This window comes from Lunatimonas lonarensis (assembly GCF_000390185.1).
GTDB classification, from domain to species: domain Bacteria; phylum Bacteroidota; class Bacteroidia; order Cytophagales; family Cyclobacteriaceae; genus Lunatimonas; species Lunatimonas lonarensis.
In genome coordinates, this window is record NZ_AQHR01000091.1 from 52876 (window position 1) to 71085 (window position 18210).

At 47.8% G+C, this 18210-nt stretch carries 8 protein-coding genes; 7 read left to right on the forward strand and 1 reads right to left on the reverse strand.

Annotated features, from left to right (window positions below):
• Positions 1-10: 10 nt before the first annotated feature.
• The 4 genes from ADIS_RS16135 (at position 11) to ADIS_RS16150 (ending at position 8892) form a co-directional block, all read left to right on the forward strand.
• The gene (locus tag ADIS_RS16135; RefSeq protein WP_010855704.1) at positions 11-3193 is read left to right on the forward strand and encodes a DUF1553 domain-containing protein; all 3183 of its coding nucleotides are present in this window, start codon (positions 11-13) and stop codon (positions 3191-3193) included.
• 5 nt (positions 3194-3198) lie between these two features.
• Entirely contained in the window at positions 3199-4647 is a 1449-nt protein-coding gene (locus ADIS_RS16140) for a DUF1501 domain-containing protein (RefSeq protein ID WP_010855705.1), read from the forward strand.
• 303 nt (positions 4648-4950) lie between these two features.
• Positions 4951-6000 carry a family 43 glycosylhydrolase gene (locus ADIS_RS16145; RefSeq protein ID WP_010855706.1) on the forward strand — a complete coding sequence of 350 codons (1050 nt, stop codon included), beginning with the start codon at positions 4951-4953 and terminating at the stop codon, positions 5998-6000.
• Positions 6001-6066: 66 nt separating this feature from the next.
• A complete protein-coding gene (locus ADIS_RS16150) occupies positions 6067-8892 on the forward strand; it encodes a hypothetical protein (RefSeq protein ID WP_010855707.1) in 2826 nt (941 codons plus the stop codon).
• A gap of 289 nt (positions 8893-9181) precedes the next feature.
• Here ADIS_RS16150 and ADIS_RS16155 read toward each other — a convergent pair whose 3' ends face one another.
• Complete coding sequence (locus ADIS_RS16155) at positions 9182-10195, reverse strand: LacI family DNA-binding transcriptional regulator (protein ID WP_035806488.1); 1014 nt, start codon at positions 10193-10195, stop codon at positions 9182-9184.
• Positions 10196-10516: 321 nt separating this feature from the next.
• Between ADIS_RS16155 and ADIS_RS16160 the strand changes: the two genes are divergently transcribed.
• Genes ADIS_RS16160 through ADIS_RS16170 form a run of 3 tightly spaced genes read left to right on the forward strand, consistent with a single transcriptional unit; the run spans position 10517 to position 18172 of the window.
• Positions 10517-13537 carry a SusC/RagA family TonB-linked outer membrane protein gene (locus ADIS_RS16160; protein ID WP_010855709.1) on the forward strand — a complete coding sequence of 1007 codons (3021 nt, stop codon included), beginning with the start codon at positions 10517-10519 and terminating at the stop codon, positions 13535-13537.
• Between the two features lie 17 nt (positions 13538-13554).
• Complete coding sequence (locus tag ADIS_RS16165) at positions 13555-15279, forward strand: RagB/SusD family nutrient uptake outer membrane protein (protein ID WP_010855710.1); 1725 nt, start codon at positions 13555-13557, stop codon at positions 15277-15279.
• A 25-nt stretch (positions 15280-15304) separates the two neighbouring features.
• A complete protein-coding gene (locus ADIS_RS16170; protein ID WP_010855711.1) occupies positions 15305-18172 on the forward strand; it encodes a hypothetical protein in 2868 nt (955 codons plus the stop codon).
• Positions 18173-18210 lie beyond the last annotated feature (38 nt).

Sequence of the window (18210 nt, forward strand, 5' to 3'; positions counted from 1 at the left end):
TTTTTGTTGGATGATGGCTTCCTGTGGCGTAGAAAAACCTGCCGAAATAGTAGAGGCCGAGCTGCATTTACCGGAGCAAATAGATTACAATGCCCATGTAAAGCCCATCCTGTCAGATCGTTGTTTTTCGTGCCATGGTCCCGATCCCGGCACAAGAGAGGCTGGTCTTCGGCTAGATACTCCAGAAGGGGCTTATGGGTTTTTATCCGGGGCTACAAAGAAAGTAGCCATATCTCCTGGTAATCTCCATCGAAGTGAGGTCTACGATCGATTGGTTTCCGATGACCCGGACAAAGTAATGCCTCCACCTCAGTCAAATCTCATCCTTTCTCCGAGGGAAAAGGCAATACTTGTCCGGTGGATTGAGCAAGGAGCTATTTACAACCCCCATTGGGCATACATCAAGCCGGAAAAGCATGCGTTGCCCATGGTTTCAGACCCAAGCTGGCCGGTTAATGAAATTGATTATTTTGTGATGGGTAAATTGGATCAAAACAAGTTAAAGCCCAGTCCTTCGGTAGCAAAGGAGAAACTGATCCGAAGGGTCAGCTTGGATTTGACCGGTTTGCCCCCGGATTTGGAACTAATAGATGAATTTTTGAATGATCCATCGCCCAATGCCTATGAAAGGGTCGTGGATAAATTGTTGTCAACGGTTGCTTATGCAGAGCGGATGGCCCTGGATTGGCTGGATGTGGCTCGGTTTGCCGATTCCAACGGGTTACATGCAGATGGGTATAGGATGATGTGGCCCTGGAGGGATTGGGTTATTGAAGCGTTTGCGGAAAACATGCCCTACGATCGCTTCATCGAATGGCAGGTGGCGGGTGATCTGATGCCCAATCCTTCGAAAAAGCAACTTTTGGCCACCGCGTTTAACCGAAATAACCAAACCAATTCGGAGGCAGGCATAGACGATGAGGAATACCGCATGGAATACGTGCTAGACCGGTCTGAGACGATCGGGAAGGCTTTTTTGGGCTTGACCCTGGATTGTGCCAGATGCCATGACCATAAGTTCGATCCAATTTCCCAAAAGGATTACTTCAGTATGGCAGCTTTCTTTAACCAAATGGATGAGTTGGGCATGACGGGAAATGATGGGAACACCGGCCCTTTCCTATTGTATCTGGATGATGAGGAAGAAAGGGATTTGGCCCTACTAGAGGCTAAGATCCGTGCCCTGGAAGAAGAGAAGACCAAGGCGCAGCAGAGGTTCTTGCGGGAGCAGAAGATTGCCGGCATTCCCTCTTCCTGGTTGCCCGAAAAGACATTGAAAATGGGTTTGGTTTCCCATTTTGGATTGGAGGCCCACATAGACGGCAAGACTCTCGATCAATCCGGAAGGTTATCCGCTACGATAAAGGGCAGTCCCGAATTGGTTCCTTCGCCTGTAGGAAACGGTATGCGCTTTAAGGATGAGAGGGATGTATTGGAAATTCCCGCCACGGGACTTTTCGAAATGACGGATGCTTTTTCATTTTCATTTTGGGTAAAACCGGAAAATAGGGATCCCTTCAGGTCCCTCGTGGGTAATTCCGGCCACAAAAATAACTACTTCAGAGGCTATGAGATGTTTCTGGACAGCACCAATCGGGTTCAGGTCAGGATCAACAATGCCTTGCCGGACAATTGCATTCACTTGATTACCAAGGATCCCATTAGCATGAATGAATGGAGCCACATAGCCCTAACCTATGATGGTTCAGCCGATGCTTCAGGAACACAGCTTTACATCAATGGAAAGCCGGCGGGACAGGTGACTTTGGTGAACAATTTATACAAAAGCATTTTACCGGTTGGTGATAGTAGGGGAAATCCGGTAAGACGGCCCTTAAGATGGGCCAGAAGCTATCGGGAATTCGACGGTGATAATGGGGTTTTTACCGGAGGCTTGGATGAGTTGTATGTGTACAACCGACCGCTGACCGGAATTGAGATTGCAGCGTTGCATCAGTATGGCAATCCTACCCAAACCAAAGCAGTTGATTTAGCGGAAATTGCAAAGCACCTCGAGTATCATACCAATAAGGAAAGTCAGGCAAAGAATGAATCCCTGAAAAAATTAAGGCAGGAGAAACTTGCCATGCTTGAGGACAAAAAAGAGGTGATGGTAATGAAGGAAAGAAATCATCCCCGAAAAACCTTCCTATTGGATAGGGGAGAATTTGATAAGCCTAGAGAAGAAGTACAGGCCGACGTGCCTTCGTTCCTGCCCTCTCTTGGAGAAGAATTGCCAAAAAACAGATTGGGGCTGGCCAAATGGCTTACCCATCCAGACAATCCCCTGGTAAGCAGGGTAGCGGTAAACCGGTATTGGAGTCACTTTTTTGGAAGAGGATTGGTAAAAACAGTGGCCGATTTTGGCAGTCAGGGAGAATTGCCCACGAACCCCCATTTATTGGATTGGTTGGCGGTGGATTTTGTGGAATCCGGTTGGGATGTGAAGGCGTTGGTCAAGAAAATAGTGACTTCGGCTACCTACAGACAGGAATCCCTGACGACCCCAGAACTGGCTGAGTTGGATCCCGACAATGTTTTCTTGGCCAGAGGCCCCAGGCATAGGCTATTGGGTGAATTTGTACGGGACAGTTACCTTTACGCCAGTGGGCTGTTGGTGGAGGAAGTAGGAGGGCCAAGCGTCAAACCGTATATGCCAGAGGGATTGTGGGAAGAGAAAGGGGAATTCTCCAATTTCTTACGTACCTATCAAACCGATACAGGAAAAGATCTCTACCGCAGGAGTATGTATACCTTTATAAGAAGAACCTCTCCCGCACCCGCGATGACCGCTTTTGACGTGCCCGGAAGGGAGGATTGTGTGGTGCAAAGATTGGAAACCAACACCCCGTTACAGCCTTTGGTGTTGATGAATGATCCGCAAATCATCGAAGCCTCCCGTGCTTTGGCAGAAAAGATGCAAAAAGAAGGTGGCAATCAGTTGGAAGATCAATTGACCTACGGCTTTCGAAGAGTAACCGGCAGATTGCCGGCAGCCAGGGAAATGGAGTTATTTAAAAGTATGTTCTCCGAGGAACTCAACCGTTTCCGGCAGAACAAAGCAGATCGTGAAGCTTTGCTACAGGTGGGTGAGTCAAAAGTGGATCAGCACCTGCCTTTGGAAAAAACAGCAGCCCTTACCATGGTAGCCAACTTAATGTTTAATCATTTCGATTTCTACACCAAACAATAAAGGTCATGTCATCTTTGTGTTCTCATGTAAACCATTATTCTAGAAGGGAATTTCTGGCCAAAGCTGGGCTGGGAATTGGTGGCATGGCATTGGCCGGCCTGATTAATCCCACTACTTCCATTGCCCAATCGGGATCCGGTAACGGGGTTTTGGGTGGCCCCCATTTTCTTCCGAAGGCAAAACGGGTGATATACTTGTTTCAAAGCGGTGGCCCCTCCCAATTTGAGTTGTTCGATTACAAACCCGAGCTCATCAAGCGAACGGGCGAGGAACTTCCTGATTCGGTTAGGCAGGGACAGCGATTGACAGGAATGTCGGGCGGACAAAAGTCCCTTCCGATGATCGGATCGAGGTTTGGTTTTGAAAGAAGGGGCAAGTCGGGATTGTATGTCAGCGAACTGTTGCCCCATATCGGTTCCATATCGGATGAGATCTGTGTGATAAAATCGATGTATACAGAAGCCATTAACCACGATCCGGCCATCACATTTTTCCAAACAGGTTCCCAACAGGCTGGTAGACCCTCCATAGGGTCTTGGGTTAGTTACGGCTTGGGAAGCGAAAACGAGAATTTGCCCGCCTTTTGCGTACTTGTCTCCACAGGCAGGGCGGGTGCCCAACCCGTGTATGGCAGGCTTTGGGGAAATGGATTTTTGCCCTCGGTGCACCAAGGCGTGCAGTTCCGTTCCGGAAAGGACCCCGTACTCTACCTGAATGATCCCCCGGGCGTAGATAGGGCGGATAGATCCAAGTACATGCAACATTTGAAAGAAATGTACGAGCACACCTTTGACTCCAATCCTGACGAAGAAATCCATTCCAAAATAGCTCAATATGAAATGGCCTATCGGATGCAAACGTCGGTGCCGGAGACCATGGACATTTCTGGAGAGCCGGAGCATGTGTTGGACATGTACGGGCCCGATGTCCGTATTCCGGGTACCTATGCGGTGAATTGCCTCCTGGCGCGACGATTGGCGGAGCGAAACGTGCCCTTTATTCAACTATACCATAGGGGATGGGATCAGCATGGAAATCTGCCCAACGATATACAATCCATGGCACGGGGTACAGATCAGCCCACAGCCGGACTGATCATGGACCTGAAACAGCGGGGGCTTTTGGATGACACTTTGGTCATTTGGGGTGGGGAATTTGGGAGAACCAGCTATTCTCAGGGACAGATTACGAAAACAACCTATGGCCGTGACCATCATCCAAAGTGTTTCTCCATGTGGATGGCGGGAGCCGGGGTCAAAAAGGGATTTACCTATGGAGAAACCGATGAACTAGGGTACAACATCGCTGAAAATCCAGTCCATGTACATGATTTTCAGGCCACCCTTCTGCATCTAATGGGCGTGGATCACGAGCGGTTGAATTATAAACATCAAGGTAGGAGGTACCGACTTACCGATGTGCACGGGCAGGTGGTAAAATCGCTTCTGATCTAAAAATTCCCGGAAAACGTGGGTTTTCGTACTTTATATCCTTTGGTGGAATTAGCAAAATAGACAAGAAGGTAGTATGAAAAAATTTGCCAATATTAAATAGCTCTTGTCAATTTTACGGAATGAAAAACGGCTCAAGGAAATCAATTTTTATTTGAGATTAAATCTAAAAGAAAATTGAAGTAAAATAGATTAAAATATTTACTTAGTTTATAATACTTATTTTTTGTTACCTGTACAGTAAAAGAAAGTTGAACCTGAGTAGAAAATATAATCGAATTGGTTGCTAATAAAAATGAAAGGAATATGCGATTTACACTAGTGGTAATAATTATATTAGTCTTAAGCGCTCAGTCTATTTTCGCCCAGAGAGAACATAGTAATCAAATAAAACCGGGGAGGTTATGGTTCGACAGTAAAGGGGAAAGGATCAACGCGCACGGAGGCTGTGTTATATATCATAATGGGGTTTATTATTGGTATGGTGAGCATAAAGTAGAAGGCCTGTCGGAAAAAGAGCATGCAGATGGCGGAATTCATTGTTACGCATCATACAACCTTGTGGATTGGCACGACCAGGGTATGGTATTAAATTTAACAAAAAAAGACACGTTAAGTGACTTGGCTTTCGACGCTAACCAAGATAGACCGAAGGTGGTTTACAATGAGGAAACCAGAAAATTTGTGTTGTTTTTTAAGCTATATCTTCGCAATCATGGAACTAAGGTCGCTTTTGTCGGGGTTGCGATTTCCGATAGCCCATCAGGGCCTTTTCAATATACCCACAAGTTCCTGGGTGGAAATTCCCCAAATGGAACCGGAGATTTTGCCATGTTTCAGGACGATAATGGTGAACTGTATCACTTAACCGTTAGAAAACCAGATAAGGCCTTTGTTATTGGTAAAATGCGAAATGATTATTTATTGCCGGAGGGGGAATACCAATTGTGCACAGGTGTCACCAACGGTACGGAAGCCCCCGCTCTCTTCAAAAAAGATGGGGTATACCATATGCTGGCATCGGGATCTTCAGGTTGGGATCCAAATGCGGCTAGATATTTCACGTCCAATTCGCTCTATGGGACATGGGAGGACAGGGGTAATCCGCTTATAGGGCAAAATCCCAATAATAAATTAGGTCCCGAAAAGACTTTTGGGGGTCAATCTACATTTATTATACCTTACCAAGGAAAGGAGGACTCCTTTATTGCGTTTTTTGATATTAACAAACCGGAGCATCCTTTTAATAGTTTGTATATATGGTTGCCAATTCAATTTCAAAATGATACAATGTATATCCCTTGGATTGATCAATGGAATCCCCAGACTTTTTTCGGTGAATTAAAAGCGAAATAATAGATTTAAATTTTTAATTATTTTAATAATATAATTTGTTGTATAAACCTATTTAATAAATCACCAATGAATGATATTTCAAAAATAATAGTTGTACTTGGTCTTTATTTGATGGGGGCCTGTAACTATAAAGCGACGGAAGCAGTTTATATAGAAAATAATCAGATAGTCATCCAAAAGAGCGGAATAACCTATCATTTTCAACCTGAATTTTCAGTCATTTACAGCGAGAAGGACCCGAAAATGGAAATGAGGCCCGCTGGGATAGAGGGGGTTCCGTACAATGTCATTACCTGGCTTGCCTATCAGGGGAAAGATGCTGATTTGGCCAAAGTAGAAAGAAGCGATAGCTTTGTCGGGGATGGTTTTGACGATGGGATTTTGGATGGTAAGGCCAACGAGCGAAGTTCCAACCCTTTCAATTCGGGAAGGTTGATTCCTACCCGGGCAACGCAACTGGAGTCAACAAACGGCATCATTACCCTTGCCTTTAACGGAAATGAGCTATTCGATTTTTCTGCAAGGGTTCTCACCGATGCTAGCCGTTATCCGGCGATGGAGTTTACCCTGACACCAAAAGCAGAAGGGTATTTTTCAGTGGCTTATACCGGAGCACCTTCTTACACCATAGAGGATGTGGCCGAGATTTGGCAGCCCTTGGTATGGCAAGAGAAGCGATTCCCGGAGAGCCCTGTGATGACGTTGGCCTTTCGTGCCCCTATACCTACGGCGATGGTCCATGACGGGGTAAATTCCCTAGGGGTATTGGCCGCTTCGGAGGAGTTTCCCTTCGACCCTCTGCCGCTGGCAGACAATAGTCGTTTTGGGCTTATGGTGCGTAGCGAGCAAGGAATGGCACAGCCCCAGCTTGTTGCCCCTGTGCTGGGAGGCATTGATTCTTACAGGAAAGCAGGGGAGGCCTACAAGTTCACGGCGCTTTTGTTGGTGGAAAAAGGAGCCATCCATGAAGTTTTTGAGCAGGTTGCCCGAAAGATCTTCGGGTTTAATGACTACCGGAAAAACGAGATATCTTCGCTTAATCAGACACTGGAAGCAATCATAGATTATTCCAAAACAGATTATGCCTGGTTTCTTGATTCCTTAAAGGGTTTTGCCTATTCGACGGATGTTCCCGGTGCGGTCAAGAATGTTTCTAGTTTGAACCCCCTGGAGCTTGCCATTGTGATGGATGACTCGGCCATGTTCGAAAAAATGGCCTATCCGACCTTGGAGTATATGTTGTCCCGGGAGAAGTTTCTTTTTTCGTTGGATCCCAAGCAGCGGATACAGCATCCATCCCGCAGTATGACGGGACGTATTGCGCCGGTTTCTGAGTTGACTGCCCTATACGATATCCTTGGGCCGCAGAATCGGTTCCTTGTTGATTTGGCCGAAAGGGAGTATGCAGGGGCCCAGATCAGAAATCTGGACGTGTTGGATCAGGGGGATACCTGGGAAAACGCCATGCACCTATTTAGGGCTACTGGCGATGAAAAGTATCTGAAAAGGGCCATGGAAGGAGCTAGTGAATATATCGAAAAACGAGTTGGTGTCAAACAGACCGATTTCAAGGATCCCTATGCGCCGGGAGCCTTTTTTTGGAATGCATTCGTTTCGAAGTGGATTGAACTGACGGAGCTATATGAGCTTACCGGAGATGAAAAATACCTGAAAGCCGCACATGATGGGGCGCGTCGGTTTACGATGTTCACCTGGATGTCGCCAGCGATTCCAGACAGGGAAATCGTAGTGAATAAGGATGGGAAGGCCCCCTTGTATTGGTACCTGAGATCCAAAGGTCACCGGCAGATGTATTTCCCCGAGGAAGAAGTACCCGCATGGAGGCTTTCCGAGATAGGTCTTACGCCGGAATCGTCGGGAACAAGTCAGGGGCACCGTGCCATTTTCATGGCAAATTATGCCCCTTGGATGCTTCGCCTAGGGTATTATACAGGCGACCAGTTTCTAAACGAGGTGGCCAAAGCGGCGATAATCGGACGATACAGAAACTTCCCCGGATACCATATCAATACTGCAAGGACGACCGCCTACGAGAAGATTGATTTTCCCCTCAGGCCTCATTTGGACCTAAGTGTAAACTCCTTTCACTATAATCATATCCTGCCCATGGCTTCTATGCTGCTGGACTATATTGTAACGGACGCTTTTGTCAGGTCAAACGGGGAAATAGACTTCCCCTCAGTGTACATAGAAGGCTATGCCTACCTTCAGAATAAATTCTATGGCAGCAAACCGGGCAAATTTTTTGGTGAAGAAGGGGTGCAGTTATGGATGCCGCAAAGCCTTTTGACCATAGACCAGGTCGAATTGAATTACCTATCGGCCTACAAAGACGACAAACTCTTCCTGGTCTTTATGAATCAATCCGATGAAAGGGTAACGGCAACAGTGAAGATCAATTCGGATCTGGTTAAAGGAAGCGATTGGGAGGTGAAGGGCTTGAACGGTCGGCGGTCCCCAAAAATTGAGGATGGTATCCTCAACATTGAGGTGGACGGGGCTGGATTGACGGCTGTAATGGTTGAAGGCGTAGCTATACGTACAGGTTTTCAGCAGCGAATGCTTGCCGTTCCCAATTTCCCGTCGGCGGGCTATGAAGAAGTGGATTTTGGAAACGCCAGGGCCTTGCGCATGCAGCTGGGCGGCTACGACCAGCGTATCTTCATTTATCTTCAGGACGATGATTCCAAATTTTCCGCTGTGGACTTATTCTATGAGGACGAACAGGGCAACGAAAAAACCTTGAAAGACCAATCCTATCCCTTTGAATTTACAATCCCCCTCAGGGGTCAGCAAACAGGATTCAACTTTTGGTTTTCTGGTACGGATATAAACGGGAGGAAAATACAGAGTAAGCGGTACACACTATAAACATCCGATTGGCGGCGTAGGGAGGATAATTTCTTGCGGCGCGGATTTGTGGGGGCAGCGAGGCTGTCCGAAAAGAGCAGTCTTTTTTACGCTGCCATTTTTCCGGATATTCCGGAGAAGCCAGGCGATCTTGCCCGTTTGGTTTTTAATTGTACGAAGATTTCAGAGCTACGTCCCTTACTTGCTATATTTCAAAGTTGGGTGAAGCTTTCCGCCTTGCTAGCAGGTCAACCGACTTTTCGGACATCTACGTTGTACTATTTTAATGTAAAAAATGGGTTTTTAGGCACTAAGTGCTATCACGAACCATCAGTGTGGGCTTCACGGAAATGCAATCGCAGTCTTCCTGAACTTCATTTTCCAAGATGGAATGGAGTAGCATCTTAGCGGCGGTTTGTCCCATTTCGAAGGAGGGCTGTGCCATCGTGGTCAGTGCTGGCCGGATAAATTTGGAGGTGATGTCGTCGCCAAAGCCCGCAATGGCCAGCTCCTCGGGCACGGAGATGCCTAAGTTGTGTGCTGCATGTAGTGCCCCAATTGCAATAATGTCTGCAAAGCAAAAAAGAGCATCCGGTTTTTCCAACCTGCGCCAAAGTCGTTCGATCGTCTCTCCTCCCGTATCGAAGGAAAATTCGCTAAGCTCAATCTCCATATTCGGATCAGGTGCGATTCCCTGCTCCCTCAGTGCTGCTCGGTAGCCCGCCAAGCGTTCCCGGCAGACTTCCAATGAACGCGGGCCTCCAATATGGACGATCCGCCGTCTGTTCCGCGCTAGGAGGTGTTCGGTGATCTCCTTGGCTCCGGCGAAATCATCCGTTACGATTTTGCACGTTTTGATGGATTCGGTTACCCGTTCAAACAGGGTCACGGGAATTCCCCTATTCATAACGCTTTCTATGTGGTCGTAATTGGTGGTTTCTTTCGAAAAGGCGATGATGATTCCGTCTACCCGACTGTTCGCGAGGGTTTCTACGATTTCCAGCTCTTTTTTGTAGGATTCCCCGGACTGAAAGATCATTACTTTGTAGTTTTCCTTGTAGGCGATGTTTTCTATACCAGAGATGGAGTTGGACCAAAAAAACCGGTTGATGGTGGGTACGACTACGCCGATGATCTTGGAGCGCTTGCTGCTTAGGCTGCTGGCCAGAAGGTTGGGATGGTAATCCAAGTCTTTGGCCATTTTCAATACAGCCTCTTTGGTCTCAGGCTTGATTTCCGTAGAACCGCGGAGGGCACGGGAAACCGTGGCGACAGAGACCTTGAGCCGCTCGGCGATGTCTTTTATGGTTATGGGTTTTTTCAACGGCTTCGCTTGGGGTGATTTTTGATCCAATTTAACGGTTTACAATTTAAAAGTTACAATTTAGTCTTTTTTGATGGCTAATCGGTAGGAATTTTCTGAAGGGAATTTAGATTTTATCATTTTCAATAATTCAAAAAATGCTGTGTTTTGTTGATAAAAAATCAATTGTAAACGTTATCGAAAACGTTTACGGTATAAAATTTTGATTTTTGTTGAAAATTTTCTTTTTCTGCTTAGAGATAATATCTAGTTTAGGTACCAGATTGGCATTAGTTCATTGGGATGGCTATGCCATTTCAATTCACCCAAAATAGAATATTTATGGAAAAAGCATTACGGTTTCTCTTAGTTCTTTCCTTCGTGCTATGTGCCGGAGGAACGATGGCTCAGTCGGTGGTGGTCACCGGCGTAGTGAGTGATGACAAAGGTGATCCCCTTCCTGGAGCGGGGGTTTTGGTAAAGGGCACCACCCGGGGCACGGTCACAGATATTGACGGTAAGTATAACTTATCGGTAGGTGGTCCTTCGGATGTATTGGTGTTTTCCTACGTGGGTTATGAGCGAAGGGAGATACAGGTAGACTCCCAAACCACGATTGATGTGCGGCTTGCCTTGGACATGAGTGGGCTGGATGAGGTCGTCGTTGTTGGGTATGGAGATCAGAAGCGGATCAACCTGACGGGCTCGGTTGAATCCATTGATGGGGCGGCAATCGCCAGGCAGCCGGTGTTTCGGGCCTCTCAGGCTTTAGTCGGTTTATCGCCAGGGCTTACAGCCATTCAGTCTAGCGGTAGGCCTGGCGCGGATGGCGCGACCCTCCGAATCCGGGGAACAGGCTCCCTCGGAGCGTCCAACGACCCTTTGGTGCTCATAGACGGTATACAGGGCGATATCAACAATATTGATCCTGCGGATATTGAGAGCATTTCTGTACTAAAGGATGCGGCGGCGGCAGCGATCTACGGGTCCAGGGGATCAAATGGTGTAATCTTGGTTACTACCAAAAGGGGCAAACAGGGAGCGATGACAGTAAGCTACAATATGTCAGCGGGCTGGCAGGAGCCTCAGACACTGCCTACGTACCTGGGTGCGATCGATTTTCTGCGGGTTACCAACACCTCTGAATCCATAATCAACAATTACCAGCAAAACATGGCCACCAATCCAGATCTTTATCCGGACACGGATTGGATGGACCTGCTGTTTTCGGAAAGTGGCTTTCAGCAATACCACAACCTGAATGTAAACGGTGGTACGGAAAATATCCAGCTTATGGGCTCCATTTCCTACACAGATCAGGGGGCCAATGTAGTCAATTATAACTTCAAGCGATATAACGGGCGCTTTAATTCAGACATCAAGATCAACGAGAAATTCAATGTATCGTTTGATCTTAATTTTAGCCAAGAGCAGACCACCGAGCCAAACTCAGGTATTGGTCCCATCTTTGGCGATGCGTTCCGAATAGATCCCACCCAGGTGGCTATTCATTCGGATGGATCCTGGGGCGATGGGTGGAGCGGTCAGAACCCCATTGCAGCGGCCCATGACGGTGGCCTAAATCGACGTCAGAACAATTACTTCAGAGGGTTGATGAAGGTGAATTATTCTCCGATCCAAGACCTGAATTTCAGCCTGACCTATTCGCCTGAATACCGGGATATTTTTGACCGGAACTTTAATGCGATGTACACGACGATTCTGGACTGGGACACCCGAAATACCCGAAATGTACCGGATCGTAATTCGCTCGTAAATACGAACACCCGGGTATTTGAAGATAACCTGATCGGACTTGCCTCCTACAGCAAGGGTTTCAACAACCACCAGTTTACCCTACTCGGGGGCTATGAAATGATCAAGTCAAATTGGGGCCAGTTCAGCGCTTCGAGAACCGACTTTATTATCCAAAGCCTGGAACAGCTGGATGCGGGTGCGGAAACCAACATGCGAAACGGCGGCAGTGCCACCCACTCCAGTTTGGTCTCCTACTTTTCCAGGCTCAATTATGGTTTCAAGGATAAGTACCTCTTTGAGGCGAACCTGCGTCAAGATGCTTCTTCGCGGTTTGCGCCGGAGAACCGGGTATCCTATTTCCCTTCGTTCTCTGCGGGATGGCGCCTATCCGAAGAATCTTTCTTTGCACCCTTGGATTTTTTCACCGAGTTCAAAGTGCGGGCTTCCTGGGGTAGATTGGGCAACCAACAGATTGGCAGTGACTTCCCGTATACATCCAATATTATTTTGGGAGCCAACAACTTCCTGTTTGGGGATAGAGTTGCCACCGGTGCGGCCCAAAACGTACTGGCAAACCGGGCCATTCGCTGGGAAACCACCGAAACCACTAACATAGCCCTCGACGCCGGCTTGATAAATAACAAGCTGAACTTCACATTTGAATATTATGTCCGAACTACCAACGATATCCTTCTGGCATTGCCGGTTCCCTTAGTGGTAGGGTTGACAGCACCCCAGCAAAATGCCGGATCGGTAGAAAATAGGGGTATAGACATGTCGCTTAATTGGCGGGATGCGATAGGACAGTTTAGGTACAGCATCAACGCGAATTTTTCAGATGTGAAAAACAGGGTGATGGACCTAGGTGGGCTGGGACAGATTATCAGTGGTAATTCCATTACCAAAGTGGGCAGCCCAATCGGTTCCATTTTTGGCTATCAGGCCATGGGATTTTTCCAGAGCCAAGAGGAAATTAACAACGCACCCACCCAATTCGGAGCGATTATTCCGGGAAATATCCGTTACGTGGATCAGCTGACCGTGGATACAAACGGGGATGGAATTCCTGATTCTCCAGATGGACTGATCAATCCGGATGACCGGGTGATCATTGGAGATCCTTTCCCTAGGAACAGCTATGCACTCACCCTAAATGCGGACTACAAAGGATTTGATTTGTCGATTATGTTTCAGGGAGTAGGCAAGCGGGATCTTTTCCTTCAAGGAGATGCCATTTGGCCACTCTTCAACGCAGGTAAGGTGCAGGAATGGCATGTGACCGATTCATGGACTCCCGAAAATCCCAATGCACGGATTCCGGTATTGTTTCCCACCAGTTCGGGAAGTAACGATGCCCGCGCCAGCGACGTTTGGGTGTTTGACGCCTCTTACCTCGCAATACGTAACCTGAGCTTAGGGTACAGTTTCCCAACCCTGAAGGACAAACTGAAGGCTAGAAATCTCCGGGTTTTCACCTCCATCCAAAACCTGGCGAATTTTAACCGCCTTCCGCCGGGTACCAATCCGCTGACACCCAATGGTAGTTCCGGGGCTATATTCCCCATTGCCAGGGCGTATACTTTTGGAGCGAGTTTAACTTTCTAAAATAACCGAGAATACCCATGAAAAAATTCATATATTCAATCTTACTGCTGGTCTTTTTCACAGGTTGTGATTCAGACTTGCTTGATTTGCAATCGTTGACGGAGCCGACCGATGCTACCTTCTTTTCGAATGAGCAGGAGTTGGACCTTGCCCTCACCGGAGTTTACAATTCGTTGGTCTGGCTTGGTGGGTATACCATGCCAGTACAAGTAGCCATGGATAATGGTGCCACGGATGTGGGTTTGGTTCGGGGTGGTTTTACGGGATTTGACGAACTCGGTGCTGGTTCCCATAGTGCCAATACCGGTGGTTTTCAAAGCACCTACGCCCATATGTACCGAGGGATTGGTCGTGCCAATAACCTGATCAATAACCTGGATCGGGCTTCCGGTGTGGTTTCCCAGGCCCGATTGAACCAGATCAAGTACGAGGCGATGGTACTTAGGGCCTATTTCTATCATTATCTGGTGTTTCTGTTCGGTGATGTTCCCTACAATGATCAGATTATAACAAATCCCGCCGATGGCTTATTGCCCCGGGTTAACAGGGAACAGGTGATCGATAATATTTTGGCAGACCTGGCAGAAGCTGCACAGAACCTGCCTGCCACCGCGTCGGAGCGTAACCGGGTTTTTCGTGACGTGGCACTTGGTCTACATGCACGGGTAGCCCTGTATGCCGGAAGATACCGTGAGGCCGCCACCTCCTCCTTGGCAGTGATTAAGGGCGGTAACCTGACCCTTCATCCAAACTATGAGCAGCTATTTACCCCCGCGGGCGAAGGCTCTAGGGAGGGGATACTTGCCATGCCATTTAGAGACGGTTTTGGCCCGTTGCCGCAATTTCCTACTGCCCAAGGATCCAGGGTATTCGGTGCCTTCAGTGTGGTTGTACCCACGCAATCGATGGTGGATAGTTACGAAGCGATAGACGGATTGCCGATCGACCAGTCTTCTGTATACGATCCTACCCGTCCCTTTGAAAACCGGGATCCACGCCTAAAAGCATCGATCATCACTCCGCAGAGTCATTGGGGAGGGATTATATTCGAGAGCCACAAGGACAGCCTGATCGTACGGAATGTGAACGGTACCGTTCGTGGACAGAACAACGATTCCAGGACCGTTATCTGGCCTGCAGCCTTCTGCGGATACTTGTGGAAGAAGTATACCAACGAGGCATCCCAAATGATCAATCGGGGATGGAGCGATACGGACTTTATCCTTATGCGCTATGCCGAGATCCTGCTCATTTATGCCGAAGCCAAAATTGAACTCAACGAAATAGACGCTTCCGTTCATAACGCGCTAAACCGCGTGAGGGCGAGGGCTTATGGAGTAGCGGTAGAGGATACCCAAAGTTATCCCGCGGTAACCTCCACCGATCGAAGCTTCTTGAGAACCCTCATCAAACGAGAGCGGAAGGTAGAGTTCGCCAACGAGGGATTGCGCTTCTTCGATATCAGAAGATGGCAGATTGCCCATAAGGTGCTTCCCGTACCATTGTTTGGAAGGGTGTTGGATTTTGCCAATGCGCGTTACACACCTTCCATAGATGAGGACGGTTTTGTATCTTATGCCGGAATAGAACACCAGTATGACCTGAATACCGATGCCCGTTTTCCAAATGCCGTGAGGATATTCAACAATCCAAGGGATTATTTGCTGCCCATACCTCAGGCAGAGATTGATACGTATAGGGCAAATGGCGCGACACTTCCCCAAAATCCCGGCGGTTATTGATCGCTTAAGTTAATTTAGAGAATACATGATAGATAAAAAGCTTCTTATTTTCCGGTTTATTTTGTGTTCCTTGGTGTTGCTGACCCCTAGATTGGGGTCAGCAACACGCTTTGGGTTTTCAACCATCGAAAACGACTCCTATCGTTTTCAGCCACTTGGCAATTCGAATCAGCCGGGATCGTGGCAGGTCGAACGGAAGGAAAAAGGTACTGTTTCCCGTGTTATTTCGCAGGAGTTTATTGTCTTATTTTCCAAGGATGACCCCGGGTACAGTTTTGGAAAGCGGGCGACCGGAGGATCTCCCGTAGCCTTGTGGGGAGAACGGCAGGAGATGGATGGTTGGATTGACAACGAGCAGATTGTCATCAATCCCGTAAGCTACAACGTATCGGGAAGCACCGTGGTTTTTCAGTTCCAAAGCCACCCCCTTTTTGAATTTGAATCTAAGGTGTCCCTGCCCAATGGAGCGGGTGTTCCGGAGATTTCCTGGATCCTTCGCCCAAAAGTGGACGGCTACTTCGGGGTAGTGTTTACCGGACTTGAGGGGAAAAACCCTTCCCAACTTGATTTTCTCTATCAGCCACTGATATGGTCATGGAAGCGATTTCCCGAGCAGGCAGTCGTAACACCCGAATCCTATGCCACAACGCCCGCGGTGTTCACCAACTATCAGGGAGCAACCGAAGGACTGGCTATTCCCTCAAAGGAAATACCCTACCGCTTTGCGACAGCGGAAAACTCGCGGTTTGGGTTGCAGCTTCGCACCGGGGATGCTAAGGCCAAGCCAATGGTAATGGCCCCGCTTTTGGGAGGCGAGGGATCCTACCTTGCATCAGGAGCAAGCAGTTCCTTTTCGGTGCAGTACTTCTTGGAGCCCGGTACCTGGGTAGCCGGAGCAGATTACCTGTATCAGCAGGTGATGGATTATCCCCTGGAACGGCAAAATGCCATGGTTTCACTGAATGAGACCTTTCATAACATGATCGACCTGGCCATGGACGATTACTACTCCGGGTGGATCGATGAATACAAAGGGTATGATTACAAGTTTGACGTACCCTTCACCGTCAAAAATGTCTCGGCCTTGCATCCATTGAGTATTGCGCTGACAACGGACAATCAGCAGATCTACGACCGAAGAGGTCTTCCTATGTTGGAGTATCTCATGTCCCGGGAAAAATACCTGTATGCGATCAATGCATTTCCTGAAAAACAGACTCAAAATCCATCCCATTTTCTTAAAGGCCCGGCCATGGAACTTTGGGAAATGGCCAGCATTCATCAACTCCTAGGAGGAACAAATACGGTCTTTCCCAAAGAAATGGAGCGGCTTTTTGGCAAGAGTAGGCAATTGAATTTACAGACCGAAGTAAGCGGAGCCAGCTGGAAGGACTACTTGGCAAGATGTCTGGTAGGCGACGACCGCAGATACTTGGATTCGGCTATCCGTTTGGCGGATGAGTACTTGGAGCTGACTTTTCATAAATATCCAACTGATTTTTCTACCAATGCGGGCCTTAGGGATGCCCAAGCCACCTTTGTAAACGACTACTCCACTACCTGGCAAGAGTTGTTGGAATTATACGAATTAACACTAGACCAAAAATACCTAGATGCAGCTTATGAAGGAGCCAAACAACTATCCCTCTGGACAAGATCAACCCCTTTTGCTCCCGACAAAGCCATTGTAGTTAACGAAGGCGGCAAGGTGGAGGGTATTTTTCCCGGAAGAAGGTTTAAGGCGGACAGCTACGAATGGCAGGAGTTTGACATGACTACCCGCATTCAGGAGCAGAAAGTACCTGCCTGGCACACTTCCCTGGTGGGATTGCTTCCGGAGCAGCCCGGTACCTATGTCTATGGACCGATCATGCTTTTTCATCAGGCGGGCGCAATGCTAAGAATGGCTCAGCTCAAAAATGACGAGACGCTGCGCCGAATAGCCTACAACGGAATTTTGGGACGTTACAATAATTTCCCCGGTTACTATTTCACCTCCCTACAGACGAACGTGTACCAGCAAACGAATTATCCCCTGCATCCCTATTTGGACGTTAAATACAACGCGTTATTTTACAACCATATTTGGCCGCATATAGCGTTACTGCAGGATTTTCTGGTAAGCGACGCGCACCTTCGGACCGATGGAGCGGTTGATTTTCCGTCTCTCTTTTCACCGGGCTATGCCTTTCTGACCAATAAGGTGTATGGCCATGCGGCTGGATCAATCTATGGCCATCCAAACGTAAGGCTGTGGTTGCCCAAAAATCCTTTTTTTACCAAGGAAATTGGATTCAACCACGTGTTGGGAAGGGATGGGGAAAATACCTACCTCGTATTGATGAACACAAGCAATAGGTACATCAACGACACCATCCACCTGCGCAAAGAGGTTTTCAAGTGGGATGAAGGCCGCCGTTATGCCGCCGTTTCATTGGGAACCCAGGGAGCCAATGAAGTTCGGTTCGTGGAGTCGGGAAGGCTGGCCATCCAAATTCCGCCCTTGGGTACTTCGGTGATCAAGATCGAGGGAATGTTCCAGGAGTCCTCTTTTGGAGTTGCTTTACCAGAGGCATCAGCTTTGGAAAACAATGATTTTGTCCGAAGGGAATATGCTGCGGCCTCGTTGGGAACCATTACCGGGATGTCATTGAAGGTAAGTGACAATTATAAGGATATCTATGTATTTAGTTCTGCAACCGAAACCGAGACGGCCAAGGTAATTTGGTCCTACCAGTTAGGAGAGGATGAGTGGGAGGAGATTTCGGACGAAGTCTATCCGTTTGAATTCAGCCTTCGGGTCAAAGAGCCTCATAAGGCAGTTCGATGGAAGTGGACTTCTTATGATCCTCAAGGTAAAGCACATGAAACAGAGGTACATTTGTTACGATAGAGCGAATTTGGGCTGATTAGTGCCGTGTAAAAAAAAGG